This is a genomic window from Desulfomonilia bacterium (assembly GCA_036567785.1).
Taxonomy (GTDB): Bacteria; Desulfobacterota; Desulfomonilia; order UBA1062; family UBA1062; genus DATCTV01.
Genome location: DATCTV010000028.1, coordinates 70,749 through 88,682, shown reverse-complemented (window position 1 = coordinate 88,682; position 17,934 = coordinate 70,749). Strand labels below are relative to the sequence as shown.

Sequence of the window (17,934 nt, the reverse complement as noted above, 5' to 3'; positions counted from 1 at the left end):
TTTTTTAGTATATATGCGGGTTTGCAGGTATATTTTATTATATCAGTTTAAATATGCCAAACAATAATTCATTTATGGAGACCGTATGTCTGAAACCATGATGCTTGACGGCAGGGCTGTTCCTTCTGGCAGGACCATAAGGGATTTAGTAAAGGGACGTGACGTTGTTGCTGCAAAGATCGGCGGCACAACAGTTGACCTTTCGACAGAGCTCACAGGCACAGAAACGGTTGAGACAATAAAAAGTGATTCGAAAGAGGGACTTGATATCATCAGGCATTCCTGCGCCCATATTATGGCTGAGGCTGTAAAGGAGCTGTTCCCTGATGCAAGACCTACGATAGGACCGTCTACCGAAGACGGATTTTACTATGACTTTGACAGGGATACACCGTTTTCGGTTGAGGATCTTGCAAAGATCGAAAACAAAATGGCAGAACTCATCAAGGCCGATCAGCCTTTCATCAGGAAGGTTCTTTCAAGAAAGGATGCAACGGATTACTTTGAAAAGAATGGTGAACCGTACAAGGTGGAGATCCTGAATGACATTACAGATCCCGAAGTTTCTCTATACGAGCAGGGGTCTTTTGTAGACCTGTGCCGTGGTCCGCATGTGCCTTCGACAGGATATGTCAAGGCGTTCAAACTTCTTTCCGTTGCAGGCGCATACTGGCGCGGCGACGAAAAAAACAAGATGCTTCAGCGCATATACGGAACGGCATTCGCCTCGAAGGATGCGCTTAAAGATTATCTCAATTTTATTGAAGAGGCTAAAAAACGCGATCACCGGAGACTGGGCAGGGAGCTTGAACTGTTCATGATAAGCGATGACATCGGCCCGGGCATGGTCGTTTTTATGCCAAAGGGCGGGATATTAAGGAGCATCCTGGAGGAGTTTGAAAAGAGACTTCACCTGAAAAACGGATACGATATCGTTTACGGTCCAAGCCTTCTGAGGGGGAAACTCTGGGAAATTTCCGGCCATATGGACAACTACAAAGAGAATATGTATTTCTCAGAAGTGGACAGTCAGCTCTATGGAATCAAACCAATGAACTGTCTGTCACACATACAGATATATAAATCGAAAGTCAGGAGCTACCGTGACCTGCCTCTCAGATACTTTGAACTCGGTTCCGTCATAAGGCATGAGAAGTCAGGTGTTCTTCACGGGCTATTAAGGGTGAGACAATTCACGCAGGACGATGCCCATATTTTCTGCAGGCCTGATCAGATCGTTGAGGAAGTCACTTCGGTTATAAATCTGGTCGACAAGGTCATGGCCATATTCGGTTTCGAATATGAGGTGGAAGTCAGTACGAGACCCGAGAAATCCATCGGTTCTGATGAAGACTGGAAGCTGGCAACAGATGCGCTGGTTGAATCCCTCAATAAAAAAGAACTGCCATATGACATCAATGAAGGTGACGGGGCATTCTATGGCCCCAAGATCGATATAAAGATAAAGGACGCCATAGGAAGAAAATGGCAGTGTGCCACCATCCAATGTGACTTCGCTTTACCTCAGAAATTCGATATACATTATATCGGAGCGGACGGCGGCAAGCACAGGCCGGTTATGCTTCATCGGGTCGTTTTCGGGTCGATGGAAAGGTTCATAGGTGTGCTGATCGAGCATTATGCCGGTGCTTTTCCCGTTTGGATAGCACCTGTCCAGGCCGTTGTGATGAATATTACCGATTCTCAGGCAGACTACGCCGGGGACGTTGTCGCGAAACTCAGGGATGCCGATATCAGAGTGGAATTTGATGACCGCAACGAGAAGATCGGCTTCAAGATAAGAGAAGCCAGACTGGCACAGGTTCCCTTCATGCTGGTAATCGGTGATAAAGAAAAGTCGGAAAATATTGTCATGGTTAGAGATCGTTCGGGCCAGCAGAATCCGTCTTCGATCGACGAATTCATAAAAATGGTAAAAAATGCCAATCCGCTTGCCTGATACGTATTGACAACATGTAAGCACTAGGGTACATAATCGCATCTTTTTATTTAGGGAGGCCGGTATAAGTAAGGATAATGATAAAGAAACAATAAGAATTAACGAGAAGATAGTTGCCGACAGCGTAAGAGTAATAGCACCGGATGGTGAGCAGCTGGGAATCATGACAGTGCCGATTGCACTTGAAAGAGCAAACAGTCACGATCTCGATCTTGTTGAGGTTTCGCCGAAAGCAGTACCGCCTGTTTGCCGAATAATGGATTACGGCAAGTATAAATATGAACAGACTAAACGTCAGCATATTGCGAAAAAGAAACAGACTTCGGTTGTTCTCAAGGAGATCAAATTCAGGCCGAAGACTGATGAACATGATTACCAGTTCAAGTTAAGGCATATAAGAAAGTTTCTCGAGGCCAAGAATAAGGTCAAGGTGGTTATATTTTTCAGAGGCCGGGAAATAATACATAAAGATAAAGGGTTGGCTATTCTGGCAAGGGTTAAGGAAGAAGTGGCGGACCTTGGTACGCCGGCAAACGAACCCATGCTGGAGGGCAGGATCATGGTAATGATGGTGGTCCCCAAATAGTTTTCTTAAGGAGTTTTAAAGATGAAAATCAAGACGAACAGAAGTGCAGCAAAGAGGTTCAGTGCAACGGGTGGCGGTAAACTGAAAAGAGGAAAGGCATTCCACAGGCATCTCCTCTCATCAAAAAACAGGAAACAGAAACGTCATCTCGGAAAATCTGCCATAGTCGATTCGGCTAATCTGGCCGGACTGAAAAGAATTCTTCCATATCTATAAGGGAGTTTAAGATGCGAGTAAAACGCGGAATAGTAGGCAACAGGAAAAAGCGGGCTCTCCGTAAGGCGACCAAAGGATTCGTCGGAGGCAGAAGAAAGCTTATGCGTGCAACGATTGAAACACTTCACAAGGCAATGACCTATTCATACAGGGACAGACGCCAGAAAAAACGCGAGTTCAGGAGACTCTGGATTGCCCGTATTAATGCTGCAGCCAGACTGGAGGGAAAGAATTACTCCAGATTCATAGCAGCTCTTGACTCGGCAGGTGTTGAACTTGACCGTAAGATTCTTTCAGATATCGCAGTAACCGACCCCAAGGGTTTTTCATATATTATAAATACTGTAGCAGCGGCATAAATGGAACAAAAGCTCGAAGAACTGCGCGGGGTATTTGTTAACGACCTCGCGCTTGCCAGAACTTCCCAGGAGCTTGAAGATTTGAGGATAAAATATCTGGGAAGAAAGGGAGAGCTTACATCCATACTCAGACAGATGTCAGGCCTTTCAGCGGAAGAAAGGCCGAGAATCGGCGCCCTTTCAAATAAACTCAAAAGCTACATGGAAGAGGCGATCGCCTCAAAAATCAAGGAGTCTGGTTCTGTCAAGGTTAAGGGCATCGATATAACGCTTCCAGGCCGCAGGCCAAGACAGGGTACCATTCATATAATCAACAAGGTAAAATCAGATATAGAAAATATATTCCTGGGACTTGGTTTTACAATTGCAGACGGGCCTGAGGTTGAGGATGATTACCATAACTTCGAGGCACTTAATATCCCGGCCCATCATCCAGCAAGAGACATGCAGGATACATTTTATTTCACCGACGATGTTCTGTTAAGAACTCAGACTTCTTCCGTTCAGATAAGGGTTATGGAGACCAAGCCTCTTCCTGTGAGGATTATCGCACCTGGAAAGGTTTACAGATGCGATTCCGACGTTTCGCATTCACCGATGTTTCATCAGGTTGAAGGTCTCTGGGTAGAAGAAGGCATTACCTTCGCCAACCTCAAAGGTGTTCTTTATTCATTCATTCATGAGATGTTCGGAAAAGAGCTTCCTCTGAGGTTCAGACCGAGCTTTTTCCCGTTTACCGAACCTTCGGCTGAAGTGGATATGGGCTGTATAATTTGCAGGGGAAAAGGCTGCAGGGTTTGCAAGAATTCCGGATGGATTGAGATTTTAGGCTGCGGGATGGTTAATCCGCATGTCTACAGCTATGTCGGAATCGATGCCGAAAAGGTGACCGGACTGGCTTTCGGGATCGGAGTGGAAAGAGTGGCGATGCTGGTTTATGGCATTGATGACATAAGGGCGTTTTATGAAAATGACATCAGATTCTTAAACCAGTTTCCCCTGAAATGAGAATATGAAGATAAGTTATAAATGGATAAAAGAGTTCGTAGGTATTGATGCACCGGCTTCTGAAGTGGCATCGGCGCTTACAATGAGCGGTATAGAAGTGGAGGGCCTTGAACATTCAACCATTCCCGAAGATATAATCAGTGCAAAGATAATTGAAGTTATGCCGCACCCCAATGCTGATAAACTGAGTATATGCATGGTTGATGCGGGATCGGGTGATCCGATAAGAGTTGTATGCGGCGCCCCCAATGTGAGGACAGGTCTCGTAAGCGCTTATGCTCCTGAAGGGGCTACGATCGGAGACTTCAAGGTTAAAAAGGCCAAAATAAGAGGCGAGGAATCTTTCGGGATTCTGCTCTCGGAAAAAGAGCTAGGTCTGACGGATGATCATACAGGCATAATGGAACTTGATGATTGGCTTGACCCCGGATTAAGCCTTTTAAGAAACAACGATCTGGAAGACTGGCTGTTTGAGATAAATGTGACCCCAAACAGGGGAGACTGCCTTTCCGTTCTTGGCGTTGCTAGAGAGCTTTCCGCCATATACAAAAAAGAGCTCCGGCACCCTGTTTTTACAATCAACGAGGATATAGAACCGGTTGAGAAATATCTGAATGTTGAGATAATTGCCAAAGACGGCTGTCCGAGATACTGCGCCAGGCAGATCAGGGACGTGAAAATCAGAAAAAGTCCGTTCTGGATGAGACGAAGACTGTTCCAGTCAGGAGTAAGGGCGATCAACAATATAGTAGATATTACAAATCTGGTGATGCTTGAATACGGCCAGCCACTTCATGCCTTTGACTACAGGTTCCTTGACGGGCATGGAATTGTTGTTAGAAGGGCGCAGCCAGGGGAGAAATTCGTCACGCTGGATTCGGTTGAAAGGACACTCACTGAAGAAGACCTTCTCATTTGCGACAATTCAAAACCTGTTGCACTGGCGGGTATCATGGGTGGCGAGAACTCGGAAGTCAAAGACGATACGACGGATGTGACATTGGAGAGCGCATTTTTTGATCCCATAGGCATAAGGCGTACATCAAGAAAATCAGGGCTATCTACAGAGGCTTCATACAGGTTTGAGAGGGGAATTGACCCTGAAATACAGGCGATTGCTGCTGACCGTGCATCATGGCTTATGCAGGAACTTGGAGACGGTAAAGTTGCAAAAGGCATAATCGACAAGAATTATTCGACCCTTTCGGGCAGGATTATACAGCTTCGAAGAAATTATCTGGAAAGAGTCCTTGGCATATCGGACTTTTCAAACAGCGATGTTGAAGAAATATTTTTGAGGCTGGGCTGCAAAATCGAAGGATCAGATGATGTCTGGAAAGTTATTGTTCCGGCTTTGAGGCATGACCTCGAGAATGAAATCGATCTTGTTGAGGAGTTCATTAGAATATATGGCATGGATAGGGTAAAACCTGAATTGCCTTTATTCAGGCCAGGCGGAGAAGTTTTCAATGACAGCTTGACCAGATCTACAAGAGTCAGGCTTGCTTCGATGGGTTTAAACGAGATTATCACCTATTCGTTCATTTCACCTGTATGGAAGAAATTTTTCGGGGATGGGATGCTCAAGCTGAAAAATCCCTTATCAGAGGATATGAGCCTGATGCGTGTATCCCTCATCCCTGGACTGGTTGGCGTTGCGGCAAGGAATAAGAACCTGCAGAATAAAGATATAAGCCTGTTCGAGATAGGAAGATGCTTTTTGCCGAAAGAAGGCCATAAGCTTCCCCTGGAAAAAGAAATGCTCGGAATCGCCATATCCGGAACCCGCCGCGACCAGCACTTTTCTGAACAGAAGAAGAATGTCGATTTCTATGATATCAAGGGGTTAGCCGAGGCATTGATTCATGATCTTTCACTTGCGCCCTCGGAACACGCTTTTTTCAAGGCAGGTATGCAGGCAGACATTTTCTCAGAAGGTAATGCAGTTGGTTATCTTGGGGCCGTATCAGAAGAGATATTGCAGGCCATGGACGTCAGTGAAGATATATTTATCCTTGAAATGGAATTTTCCGCTTTATCGTCAAAAAAATGGACAGGCATGACCTCCGTCCCGAAGTTCCCGGCCACATGGCGGGATCTTTCTCTTATGGCGGATGAAGATGTTGAATATGGAAAGATAGAACAGCTTATAAACGGTCTGAAGATAAGGGAACTGAAAAACGTAACGCCGATCGATACATATTCGGGAGACAAACTCCCTTCAGGAAAGAAGGGGATAACTGTCAGGGTGACTTACCAGTCACTGGAGAAAACGCTTGACGACAAACAGATAAACAAATGGCAGGATATGATAATACAGGCTCTTCAGAAGGATCTCGGCATATCTATAAGATAATCACAGGGTTTGCAGTTGCCGGTCTTTTCTTTTTTATAAATACCTTACCGGTTTTTGGATATTATCTTGTAATCACCCCCAAGGAAAAGATCAAAACTGGATGCTACTGGATTACTGATAATACGGTACATTTATGTGAAAACCGTAACATAGCTCTTTCAGAAATTACCAGTATTGATGAAAGCCATCTGACCGAGCAGGAATACAATAAAAGCAGCGAGGATAAGGCGAAGTTTCTCGTGGAACTGGATGACCTTTCCAAACCTGAACAGGAGATCACCGAAGACCTGAACAGGTTGAATAACCTTATGGGAATGATTTACAGAAAGAAAAATGCAAAGAATAAGACAGTAAAAACTGACATCAGAGAGGCATACGATAATATTAATCAGATTGAAACAAAGGTTCAGGTGCTAAAAGATAAATGGACGGCACTTGTGATACCGTCAAAAAACATGCTGGTTCTGAGGGAGATTAAGATCCTTGAACTCAATTCCATCCATTCCATATGCCGTGACTGTAAAGAATATCTTGACGACTGGAGCCCTACAATCAGGGAATATGTAAAAGAGCACATCAGGCAGAAGAACTTTTTCGAGGCAAGCTACAAGCGACATCTGGAAGAACTGAAAAAAGAAAAAACATCAGACGATATCATCATGTAAGGTATATGCAATGTCCAGAATCGATACTCCGAGCTTTCCAGTGCTGAGATTTTCACCGGGAACCGCTTCTTGAAGCTCTTTCATTGAGTATGATCGCTTATAAAAGCCGAAGACTGCATTCATCATAATTTGAGCCTTTTTAAAGGCATCTACGAAAAGGCCTTTAAGGGTCACTTCCTTTTTTTCTCCAGTGATAATATCCCTTATTTTGTATTCATCGGAGATGTTTAGCCATGAGTGGGCCGCCTCCCGGTAGAAAAGTCCCAATATGTAAGTGTCTCCCAAGATGCCTGCCTTGATTGCGGGCCTGAATATTTTATGTGCCGTGCCCGAATCAAACAGCATATTTAAAAAGAGCTGTTTTTTAAGAGTTTTATCCAGCAGTGAACCTTCAACTTTAAAACGGTTTGAAACTATATGTCTGAACATAAGGCCTTTCATTGAGGACTTTTTGAGAAGCTTGTGAATTCTCAGCCTGTTTCCTGTTTTTATATCCAGTCCTGTTTCAAAAAGGGAATGATTATACCTTGAACGGGACATCAGGGCGGGATCTTTGTCATAATAATTGCCTGTCAGATAGTAGATTGCAGGGTGCATGATTATATCCAGGGCGCAGTGCGTAACAAAACCAAGTAGGAAGGCGATGTCCTTCGGATTTTCAGCATTGTCCAGGCAGGAGAAAATTATTTCATTGGTCGGGATGCCGTCTTTGCCATGAATATGTTCGGAGATGTTTGTCACTTCGGGATATTTGCTGTAAAAGAATATATCCGGGGTTATACTTCCGAGAATATAATCATTGATATACGGCGATACCAGTTTCACAATCTCTTTATTTTCAAGACAGGAAAGGATGTCATATGCAAAAAAAATATGTGTATTTTCTTTGGGCATAAGAGTTCCTAAATTTCGTTAATTTTGCTTTCCAGTAAATTTTATTGTATTATTTCAAGTATAAATATATTTTTACCGTATGGAAATATAATATTGCAGTGTGGAGGTTTACATGAAAAAAATATTTTCATCCAAACCTGTTTTAATAAAAGCTCTCGGGGTTTTTATTCTTTCATGTTCATTGCTGGCCGGATGTCTGCCTGTTCAGATAACCGATAATGCTATCAGGCCAGGCAAAGCCGGCGGAATATATCATTATAAGATTACGGCCAAGGGGGGGTCAGGCAAGTTTACCTTCTCCCTGGCATCCGGCACATTGCCTTTAGGCGTTACCATGGGGACTGACGGTACCATTAAAGGGACAGTATTGTCCGGCGCCGGAGATTATCCGATTACAGTAAAGGTGGAAGACAAGATATTCAAATCCAGCATGTATAAGGTTGAAAAGAACTATACGCTGAAAATTGATGATACCCCATACAAGTGGGCACTGATCGCGCATTTTGCAGTCGACAACAACATCGATTATGAATTTGAAAAGCAGTCGGGCATAATCACCCAATACCTGAATACTCTTGAAAAGATCAAGGCTGCGGATAGTAACAATGTCATACAGATCATTGTCATGATGGATGCATACAATGGAGATACTAAATTTTCAGATGGATACTACTATCTTTCGGGAGGGGCATTCGCCTCTGATAAGGTGGTTTCATTAAACGAGATTAATTCCGGCTCTGTTGACGACAACGAGACATTCCTTGACTGGGCTGCCGCAATATATCCTTCCGAGCGCTACATATACTCTATATTCAATCATGGCGGAGGATTTGATGACAGCACAAGAACAGGGACACTTGCCATAGGGATTGATGAAACAGACAAGGATTCGCTTACCCATTATGAACTGGGATTGCTGTGTAATCATCTCAAGTCTCTGACTGGAAAAAATATCAGCATTTTCTATCCGTTTGCATGTCTTATGGGCGGGGTGGAACTGGCGTATGAATTATCGGACAGTGTTGATTACATGTTATTTTCAGAAGAACTGTTCCCTGCAGCATTATTTTCGTATCAGGGAATGGAATCCATAACAACGAATCCGGATATCACGGAAAAAAATCTCGGGATAAACGTTTGTGATCAGGCTTATAAAGTACTTGCCGGAAGTTCGGCAGCCAGTCTCAGGACAGATTTTACCATATCGCTGATAGATGTGTCCCGGATGGCTGACCTGTATTCGTTTATCGGCTCTTATGCTAGCGATGCCATTGCAGATATCAATTTGAATCAGGCACAAGCCGTATATTATAACAGGGCGGCGGATAACAGCTATTCGATGATGGAGGATTACGCAAGCAGTTACGACGACTTCTATTATATCGATTTCGGCAATTACCTTAGCAATATTATTTCCGAAGGAAATCTGCCCCCGAACGTGAGGGCAAAGGCAAATCAGACATTGTCAGTTTATGACGATATGGTTGTCTATGCCAGGAATTATAACTATCCCCATACAACCGGAATGACGATATTCCATAACATATGGGGAGCCTATCACCAGTATTCACCGGCTTTATACGGGCATCTGCTGAAAATGGGCGCAAGCCCCTGGAAAGATTATATAGAGCTTCTTGACAGTCTGAAGCCATAAAAGGATGAAATGAAAAAACCCAGGGAATTCAAGGAAATCGAGGGCGTCAAAGGGCGTATACTCGATGTGGCCCTGGATATAATTGTTTTGGAGGGCTATGGAAGCCTCACAATGAGAAAACTGGCATCAAGGCTCAGCATGACAGCCCCGAACATTTACAACTATTATAAAAGCAAGGATGAGATATATATCCACCTGGTAATCAGGGGATTCGATATGCTCAATAATATCCTCAAGGATGTCATCCTCAGATATAAAGAACCTGACGAGCGGGCAAGGCAGCTTGCCAAGGCTTATCTTGCATTCGGTTTAAAACACAGCGGCTATTATGATATCATGTTCACTTACCCGACTCCGAAATACAATGATTATGTCGGGACCGCACTGGAGAAGCTTTCCGAGGTTGAATACAGGATATCGATGGAGATAGTGGACTTCGTTATGAGGGAAATAGCGGCATTCACCGGAAAAAAGGAAGTCGACGAAAGCGTGCGGGTCGATCTTATTGGTGTGTGGAGCCTGCTTCATGGCATGGTCTCTCTTTATAACAGCAGGATAATAAACTATACCACCGTAAACCCTGAAGATATGTACAACAGTCTTATCGATATGTTTCTTTCAAAGCTTAATATTAACTAGGCCCCAGAATTTTTTTGACATGCTACATTAACTAAGTTAAATTTAACAATATAACAACAATACCAAAGGGGGCAGGCCATGGCCAAGATTATTGTATTAGGTGGTTGCGGTGCAGTCGGTACCATTGCTGTTAAGACTCTTGCGAGACAGGATACTTTTTCGGAGATAATAATTGCGGATATAAACCAGAAAAGGGCAAATGAGATCGCCGCGTCCTTAGGGCCCAGGGTCAGTGCCGTGAAGTTCGACGCAGACGATTCCGCCAGCATAAGGGCTGCAATAAAGGGCGCCGATATAGTGCTTAATTGCGTAGGTCCTTTCTATAAAACGGTCAAACAGATCCTTTCTGTGGTTATCGAGGAAAAAATAGATTACATTGATATATGCGACGATGTCGATGTCACCCTGGAGATACTCGAATGGGATAAAATGGCCAAGGATGCCGGCATACTGGCGCTCATCGGAATGGGCAATTCTCCCGGAGCTACGAATATAATAGGAAAACTGGCTTACGAGATGCTCGACGAGACCGAGTCCATCGACATATTCCATGCGCACGGCGGAGAGCCTTTCGAAGGAGAAGGCGTCATAGGTCACCGTTTTCATTGCATGACAATAGATTGCCCCATGTTTCTCGACGGCGAACTCAAGTATGTGAAGTATTTCGAGCCTAGCGGGATTGCATTGAGGCAGAGCTTTGAATTCCCGATTCTCGGAGAGGTCCCGCTATACCCCTATCCGCACCCTGAGCAGGTCACTATGCCACGTTATTTAAAGGTCAGACAGGTGACGAACAAGGGTTCGGTTGTACCGAACGAATACTACAACCTTACGCGGGATCTTTGCGGGCTTGGTCTTTACAGCAAGGAACCCATAGATGTTAAGGGTGTCAAGCTGACCCCTTACGATTTTGCCGTGGCTTATATCATAAAGGAACGCGAAAGGATCATCAGGGAAACGAATTTCGGATCGCAAAAGGGGTGTGCTTCAGTTGTTGTAAAGGGAAAGAAGGACGGCAAATACAAGGAGTACCGCTTCCATCTTGCATCCCAGAGTCAGGCTCTTGGTGAAGGTACCGGTATCCCCGCTGCGATGGGGGCCATTCTGATGCAGGAAGGCAAGATTAAGGACAAGGGCGTATTGCCCCCGGAGGCATGCATGAAGCCTGCTGATTTTCTTGAACTGCTACCCAGGGTCATGGACCTGGACAAGAAGAAAGAAGGCGGGGACTCCTTCGGAGGAGTAATTGTACAGAGTGTCGATGAAGAAGGGAATATAACCACACTGGATATGTAGAATTTCAAGGGGCATGTATTACATGTCCCTTTCTTTTTTCACAAAGGAGGGTGTTATGAAATATGTCCTTTCAATCGATCACGGGACATCAGGCATCAAGGCTTCCCTGATTTCGGTTCACGGCCATGTGGCAGCCTTCGAGTATGAAAAAACACCGATCTATTTTCTTCCCGGAGGCGGGGCCGAACAGGATCCTGAAGACTGGTGGGCTTCGCTTGTCAAGGCTTCCAAAAGGCTGATGAGCGGCGGTCATGTTCTGAAAGACGATGTTGTGGCGGTCTGCGTTTCAAGTACGTTTTCAAGCACGGTCGCTGTTGATAAGAACGGGCACCATCTTATGAATTCAATAACCTGGATGGATTCACGCGGAGCCCCTTATATAAAGAAACTTGCAAAGGGTTTTCCCAGCATCGAAGGCTATGGCGTTTCGAAAATCATGAAATGGATTCCAAAGACAGCCGGAGGCCCGTCACTTTCAGGAAAGGATGACGTTGCGCATGTGCTTCTTATTAAAAATGAATTTCCCGAGATATATAAAAATAGCTTCATGTTCCTTCCCAGCAAGGATTATCTCAACCTGAGACTGACGGGAGAATTTGCTGCTTCATATGATTCCATGCATCTCTTCTGGGTTACCGACATCAGGGATATAAACAATATCCGTTATGATGAGGAACTCATCAGAATGGCCGGAATAGATAGAGAAAAGCTCCCGCCTATGAGAAACTCAACCGACATTCTGGGCAAAGTATTGTCCGGGGTTGCCGATGAAATAGGGCTGAACCGCGACACGGTTGTTGTCATGGGGTCACCTGACCACCAGTGCGCGCTTATCGGTTCGGGTGCGGTAAGGGATTATGAAGGTCACATCTATATCGGCACATCGTCCTGGGTACAGTGCATAGTGCCTTTCAAGAAAACAGACATGTTTCATTCAATAGCATCATTCCCAACTTCCATACCCGGCAAATACCAGAGCGTAAACGAGCAGGATATTGCGGGAGGCGCGGTGAATTTCCTGTTTGACAATATTATTTTCCATGAGAACAGGCTCAAAGGGATCGTGGAAGGCATCGACCGTTATGAGGCCTTGAATCAGATCGCAGAAACCGTTCCGCCCGGGAGCAACAATCTCATATTCACACCCTGGCTTAACGGCGAGCGTACCCCAGTCGATGATAACAACCTCAGGGCTGGAATATACAATGTCTCGAAGACAACCACCCAGGATGATATGCTTAGGGCTGTAATGGAAGGCGTGGCCTACAATACCAGATGGAGCCATATGTATGTCGAGAAGTTTGTGGGAAGAAAGCTCGATCCGCTTAATATTATAGGCGGCGGAGCGAAATCCGACCTGTGGTGCCAGATTTTTGCCGATGTGCTTGACAGAACGATCCGTCAGGTCAAAGACCCGATGCAGGCGAATGCACGTGGAGCCGCTTTCATTGCTTCAGTAGGTCTTGGTTTCATAAAGTTTTCCGATATCCCGGACCTTATTGAATACAGCAAAGAATTTAAACCGGATCAGGCAAACAGAAAAGTTTACGACAAGCTCTTCAGGGAGTTCGTGAATATATACAAACAGAACAAAGCGATGTATAAAAGACTGAACAGCTGAGACCTGAAATCGTCTATTAAAAGATATACCTATACATTCAAGCATTAATCAAAGAGACGGGAGGATGTGATAATGAAGAGATTTGATAGGGTTATCCCGGTGTTTTTCGCCGCCCTTTTACTGGTATCTGCTTATGCGGTCCCTGCATTGGCCTGGTCTGAACATGAACTGATCCTTATGCCGGTTTACAAGTCAATGCCCGAAGTTGCAAACGCAAAACCGGTTAAAGCTGAGACGCTTGGGAGTTTCCTTGTTGCAGAGGGGAAAGGGCTAGAAAACCTTCTGAAATCTGATGAAGAATGGAACAGAAAAAATCTTAAGAACTACAGGCCCTTGCCGGATTCCCTTTTATTCAAGGCCTCGAATGATCCGAATGAGGCGATAAAGAGGTTTTGCGATGCGATAAGAATAAGCGACCGCTATTATTACACCCTTTATATAAGACTTATGGCGGCGGACTCTTCAGCAGGAAAGGCCATTATCAAAGGTTCAGGACTCACCTACCTGAAGGATTTATCAGACATCGACGACAGGACGTATGTAAGCCTCCTTCCGGGGGAACAGGTCAGTGTTCTGGATGTACTTGGCACAGCTTCTGACGAGCCGGATCTCGGGATCGATATCGGCCTGTTTGAAGACAACGGTACCGAACAGGGGAAAAAGCTGAATTTCGGCAGGCAGCCATTCGGAAACGCTAATCTCGAATACGGCAGCCAGGCCCCGTTCCACATGGGCTTTTATAATGAAGCGGGCATAGTCTATACTCTGGCGGGATTCTTGAAAGAGACCTACCCCGAGTACAGGATACATATGTGCAAGGTCCTCTCCGAATATGCATTCAAAACTGGCCACAACTACTGGGGCTGGCGCTTTATGGGATGGGGAATGCACTATCTGTCGGATCTCAGCATGCCTTATCATGCGGTAGTCCTTCCGGGCGTCAGCACCTGTAAAATGCTGTGGATCAACACCAAGGCGATGATAGGTTTTCCGCAGGCGAAAAATAATGCGGTCCAGCTGGTTTCAAACAGGCACGGCGCACTGGAGAAATATCAGAAATACGCTATCAGAGATATCTATGACAGAAATGACATGGAAAATGAAATGCTTGCCTTAATGATAAAAGACAGAAAAACTGTTGTTTATGGTGATGATTCGATCAGAAAAGGTATTTCTAAACTCTCGGCAAAACGCGCGAAGGAAACGGATAAAATGCTGGTGAAATGCATGCCTGATAATTATGTGAATGACCCGAAAGTCGAATTCAATGATATCCCCGGGACGGATAAGATACTCGATACCGTAAGGAACGAAAAAGGACAGGAGTGCATAGACAACATGAACAGGCTTCTGGGAGAGCTTTTTGTTCCGGCTGCTGTTTATGGCAGGGCATATATCGAAGCAATTTTAAAAGCCCAGTAAAAGCAGTTTCATAGTAAATCAAAAAGGGGAAAGCGTCAGTAAAATGGCCTTTCCCCTTTTTTGCCGCTTATCTATTCTTCTCTTTCACGGTCAAAACATCCCGATCATCAATAAAGGGATTAAGAATACCAGGGAAATAGCCGATAAAGTCATAATCTCCGCCGAATCAAAAGGGAATAAGATGAACTTGAAAGGCAGCTCAAGCTCAAAGCATAAGCTCTGCTTTACGATAATGGGTAAACACAGGGGTATTGAAAAATGATGACACTCGACATGAAGACTGTCATCTTCATATATTTACTGAGTAATATCATCGTCACCCTGGTTCTGTTACCCTTCTGGCTGCAGAACAGAAACAGGTTCAATGGAATAGATCTCTGGCTGGCCGATTATGTCATACAGACAATAAGCCTGGTACTGATGTTTATAGGCCACGTAACAGACAATATTTTTGCGACCTTTTTGGGCGCACCATTATTTTTATCAGGTATCATTGCAATATATATCGGGCTGGAACGTTTTGCCGGGAAGAAAATCCCCCAGGTCCAAAATTATATTCTTCTGGGCCTGAGTATAATAATTCACGGTTATTTCACCTTTATAAAACCGAGTTTTACGGGAAGATCGATTAATCTGTTTATAATGTGCATGATCCTTTCCCTCCAGATATCTTATTATCTGGCCTTCAAGGTTGACAAGGAATTCCGCCAGATAACGCGAAATTCCGCGTATGTTTTTCTAGGGTTCTTTATTGTTTCCTTTTTAAGAGTATTGAATGTGATTTTTATGAACAGGGGGAATGATCTTCCCACATCCGGTTTGATCCCTGCATTGCTTATGCTGGCAGCCACTGTCCTGGTTTTCCTGCTCACCTTCTCTTTGATAACGATGATCAACAGAATGCTGATAAAGAAAGCCACAGAAGACGCAAATGAAAGGGATGAACTTGTGAAAAGGCTGAGCAGCGAAATTGCCGAGCGCAGCCGGGCAGAGATATCCTTGAACCTGAATACCCTGAGAACGCGTGACCTTCTCAAAATGCAGGAGATGTACAGCTATCCCAGATCGGAAATCATGAGTTACACAATCGAAGCCTCGATTGAGGCAACTCAGAGCCGGTTTTCATTTATCGGGCTCATGGATGAAGCCGAATTGGTAATGACAATTCATAAGTGGTCAAAAGAGACGATGGCTCAATGTTCGATCATGGATAAACCCATGCACTTTCCAATAGCCGAATCAGGGGTATGGGGAGACTGCGTGAGGCAGAGAAAGCCCGTCATAATCAACAATTATGAAGCTGCATGGCCTACAAAAAAAGGACACCCCGAAGGTCATATTCCCATTACCCGGTTTATGGCTGTTCCTATTTTTGACAATAAAAAGATTGTTGCCGTAGGGGCTGTTGCAAACAAGGAAACCGACTACACTCAGGATGACGTAGATTCCCTTACCGCAATAGCGAACAAAATGTGGGAAATGTTCAGACGCAAAATGGCTGATGAGAGCCTCAGGCAGACTAATGATTATCTTGAAAACCTCTTCAATTATGCAAACGCCCCAATAATTGTATGGAACCCAGAATTCAGAGTGACAAGGTTCAACCAGGCTTCTGAAACTCTCACAGGAAGAAAATCGGCTGATGTAATAGGAAAATCCATAGAGATCCTCTTTCCTAATGATCAGGCTGAAAAAAACATGAACCTCATCAGAAGAACCTTCAGCGGCGAAAGATGGGAAGCGGTCGAGATTCCCATATCGCGCACAGACGGCACTGTCCGCACGGTTTTATGGAACTCGGCTACAATCTATGACAGCGATAAAAAGACACCTGTTGCTGCCATTGCACAGGGACAGGACATAACCGACAGCAAGGAGGCGGAAGCCCAGAGACTTGATCTTCAGAAGCAGCTTTTCAAGGCGCAGAAGCTTGAGAGCATAGGCATCCTGGCGGGTGGAGTCGCCCATGATTTCAACAACATGCTTCTTGTTATCATGGGGAGTCTCGAGCTCACCATGCTCGGACTGCCTCAGGATTCAAAGCTTGTTTCCAATATCAAGCGTGCCATTGAAACCTGTACCCGGGCAGCCGATCTGACCAGGCAGCTGCTGGCATATTCAGGACAGGGCAAGTATGTGGTGGAGAAAATATCTTTGAGCAGTGTGGTTAAAGACAACATTTCTCTTTTCGAATCATCCATACCAAGGAATATCAGGATGATTTCAAAGCTCGACAAGAACCTGCCGTATATCGAGGCGGACAGGAGTCAGGTACAGCAGGTTATAATGAACCTTATTCTGAATGCAGCGGAAGCGATAGGCGACAATAACGGCACGGTAACCCTTGTCAGCGGGGCGATGCGCTACGATGAGAAAATGCTGAAAAACAGCGTCTTTGACGAAAAGCCCAAGCCGGGAGTTTATGTGTTCTTCGAGGTTACTGATACGGGCTGCGGCATGGATGAGAAGACAAAGGAGAAGATGTTCGAGCCTTTTTTCTCAACCAAATTTACAGGCAGAGGGCTTGGACTGGCTGCTATCCACGGCATATTGAGGAATCATGGCGGAAATATCTTTGTCCAGAGTTCCCCTGGCGTAGGCTCAACCATCCGAGTGTTGTTTCCCGCTGCACACCAGGTGAAAGAGGAGACAGCGGAGATGCCTGGTGTCTCCTCCGATAAATCAGTTGTTTCCGGCACAGTCCTGCTGGTTGATGATGAAGAGAATGTCCGTTATATAACCTCGGAATTTCTTGACCAGCTTGGATTCGGAGTGCTTGTGGCAAAAGGAGGCGAAGAAGCCCTCCACATATACCAGCAGCATAAAGATATAATTGACATTGTGCTGCTTGACTATCTGATGCCAGACCTTGACGGAGTAGCAACATTTGAAGCCTTGAGAAAAATGAAGCCTGACTGCAAGGTGGTACTCTCAAGCGGTTACAGTGAAGAGGAGGCTACCAGGCGCTTTGAAGGCAAAGGGCTCTCGGGCTTCATCCAGAAGCCGTATAAAATAGACAAGCTCAGGGTAATAATTGAGAACGCCATGAAATAAGCAGGCGGATATCCGTGGTCATCTCGGGAGGTCCCTGTCCGGACATTTATATGAATTTTGGAACTGACTTCAGCTTGATTGTATGCAAATGATATCTTCACACCAGCTCGAGAATTGATCTCTTCATGACATGTGATGTCTGCAAATATGACTGAACCCTGACTTTTTTAAAATGGTATAAGTGTTGAATACGGGTCAAAAGAA

At 44.9% G+C, this 17,934-nt stretch carries 14 protein-coding genes; 13 read left to right on the top strand and 1 reads right to left on the bottom strand.

Annotated elements, in window-relative coordinates; genetic code table 11:
• The first annotated feature begins 85 nt into the window (after positions 1 to 85).
• The 7 genes from thrS to VIS94_06470 all read left to right on the top strand — a co-directional run bounded on the left by thrS (position 86) and on the right by VIS94_06470 (position 7,150).
• Positions 86 to 1,960 carry a threonine--tRNA ligase gene (gene thrS, locus VIS94_06500; GenBank protein ID HEY9160718.1) on the top strand — a complete coding sequence of 625 codons (1,875 nt, stop codon included), beginning with the start codon at positions 86 to 88 and terminating at the stop codon, positions 1,958 to 1,960.
• Between the two features lie 64 nt (positions 1,961 to 2,024).
• Positions 2,025 to 2,546 (top strand): translation initiation factor IF-3, encoded by a 522-nt coding sequence (gene infC, locus VIS94_06495; protein HEY9160717.1) that lies wholly within the window; start codon positions 2,025 to 2,027, stop codon positions 2,544 to 2,546.
• Between the two features lie 21 nt (positions 2,547 to 2,567).
• Positions 2,568 to 2,762: a 50S ribosomal protein L35 gene (rpmI, locus tag VIS94_06490; protein HEY9160716.1), complete on the top strand. Its 195-nt coding sequence runs from the start codon at positions 2,568 to 2,570 to the stop codon at positions 2,760 to 2,762.
• Between the two features lie 11 nt (positions 2,763 to 2,773).
• A complete protein-coding gene (gene rplT / locus VIS94_06485) occupies positions 2,774 to 3,121 on the top strand; it encodes a 50S ribosomal protein L20 (protein ID HEY9160715.1) in 348 nt (115 codons plus the stop codon).
• Positions 3,122 to 4,129 carry a phenylalanine--tRNA ligase subunit alpha gene (pheS, locus tag VIS94_06480; protein HEY9160714.1) on the top strand — a complete coding sequence of 336 codons (1,008 nt, stop codon included), beginning with the start codon at positions 3,122 to 3,124 and terminating at the stop codon, positions 4,127 to 4,129. It begins immediately after the preceding gene.
• Positions 4,130 to 4,133: 4 nt separating this feature from the next.
• On the top strand, positions 4,134 to 6,485 hold the full coding sequence (pheT, locus tag VIS94_06475) for a phenylalanine--tRNA ligase subunit beta (GenBank protein HEY9160713.1): 2,352 nt from the start codon (positions 4,134 to 4,136) through the stop codon (positions 6,483 to 6,485).
• Positions 6,428 to 7,150 (top strand): hypothetical protein, encoded by a 723-nt coding sequence (locus tag VIS94_06470; GenBank protein ID HEY9160712.1) that lies wholly within the window; start codon positions 6,428 to 6,430, stop codon positions 7,148 to 7,150. The genes pheT and VIS94_06470 overlap by 58 nt, the downstream gene beginning before the upstream one ends.
• On the opposite strand, the gene VIS94_06465 is transcribed toward VIS94_06470, so the two are convergent.
• Entirely contained in the window at positions 7,130 to 8,044 is a 915-nt protein-coding gene (locus VIS94_06465) for a zinc dependent phospholipase C family protein (GenBank protein HEY9160711.1), read from the bottom strand. The two genes, VIS94_06470 and VIS94_06465, sit on opposite strands and share 21 nt — an antisense overlap.
• A gap of 112 nt (positions 8,045 to 8,156) precedes the next feature.
• Between VIS94_06465 and VIS94_06460 the strand changes: the two genes are divergently transcribed.
• The 6 genes from VIS94_06460 (at position 8,157) to VIS94_06435 (ending at position 17,730) form a co-directional block, all read left to right on the top strand.
• Positions 8,157 to 9,698 (top strand): clostripain-related cysteine peptidase, encoded by a 1,542-nt coding sequence (locus tag VIS94_06460; protein HEY9160710.1) that lies wholly within the window; start codon positions 8,157 to 8,159, stop codon positions 9,696 to 9,698.
• A 9-nt stretch (positions 9,699 to 9,707) separates the two neighbouring features.
• Positions 9,708 to 10,337, top strand: coding sequence for a TetR/AcrR family transcriptional regulator (locus VIS94_06455; protein HEY9160709.1), 630 nt, complete (start codon positions 9,708 to 9,710; stop codon positions 10,335 to 10,337).
• A 78-nt stretch (positions 10,338 to 10,415) separates the two neighbouring features.
• A complete protein-coding gene (locus tag VIS94_06450) occupies positions 10,416 to 11,633 on the top strand; it encodes a saccharopine dehydrogenase NADP-binding domain-containing protein (GenBank protein ID HEY9160708.1) in 1,218 nt (405 codons plus the stop codon).
• A gap of 55 nt (positions 11,634 to 11,688) precedes the next feature.
• Complete coding sequence (locus tag VIS94_06445; protein ID HEY9160707.1) at positions 11,689 to 13,254, top strand: FGGY-family carbohydrate kinase; 1,566 nt, start codon at positions 11,689 to 11,691, stop codon at positions 13,252 to 13,254.
• Between the two features lie 72 nt (positions 13,255 to 13,326).
• Positions 13,327 to 14,676, top strand: a complete 1,350-nt coding sequence (locus VIS94_06440; protein HEY9160706.1) for a hypothetical protein — start codon at positions 13,327 to 13,329, stop codon at positions 14,674 to 14,676.
• Positions 14,677 to 14,934: 258 nt separating this feature from the next.
• Positions 14,935 to 17,730: a GAF domain-containing protein gene (locus VIS94_06435; GenBank protein HEY9160705.1), complete on the top strand. Its 2,796-nt coding sequence runs from the start codon at positions 14,935 to 14,937 to the stop codon at positions 17,728 to 17,730.
• The last annotated feature ends 204 nt before the right edge of the window (positions 17,731 to 17,934 follow it).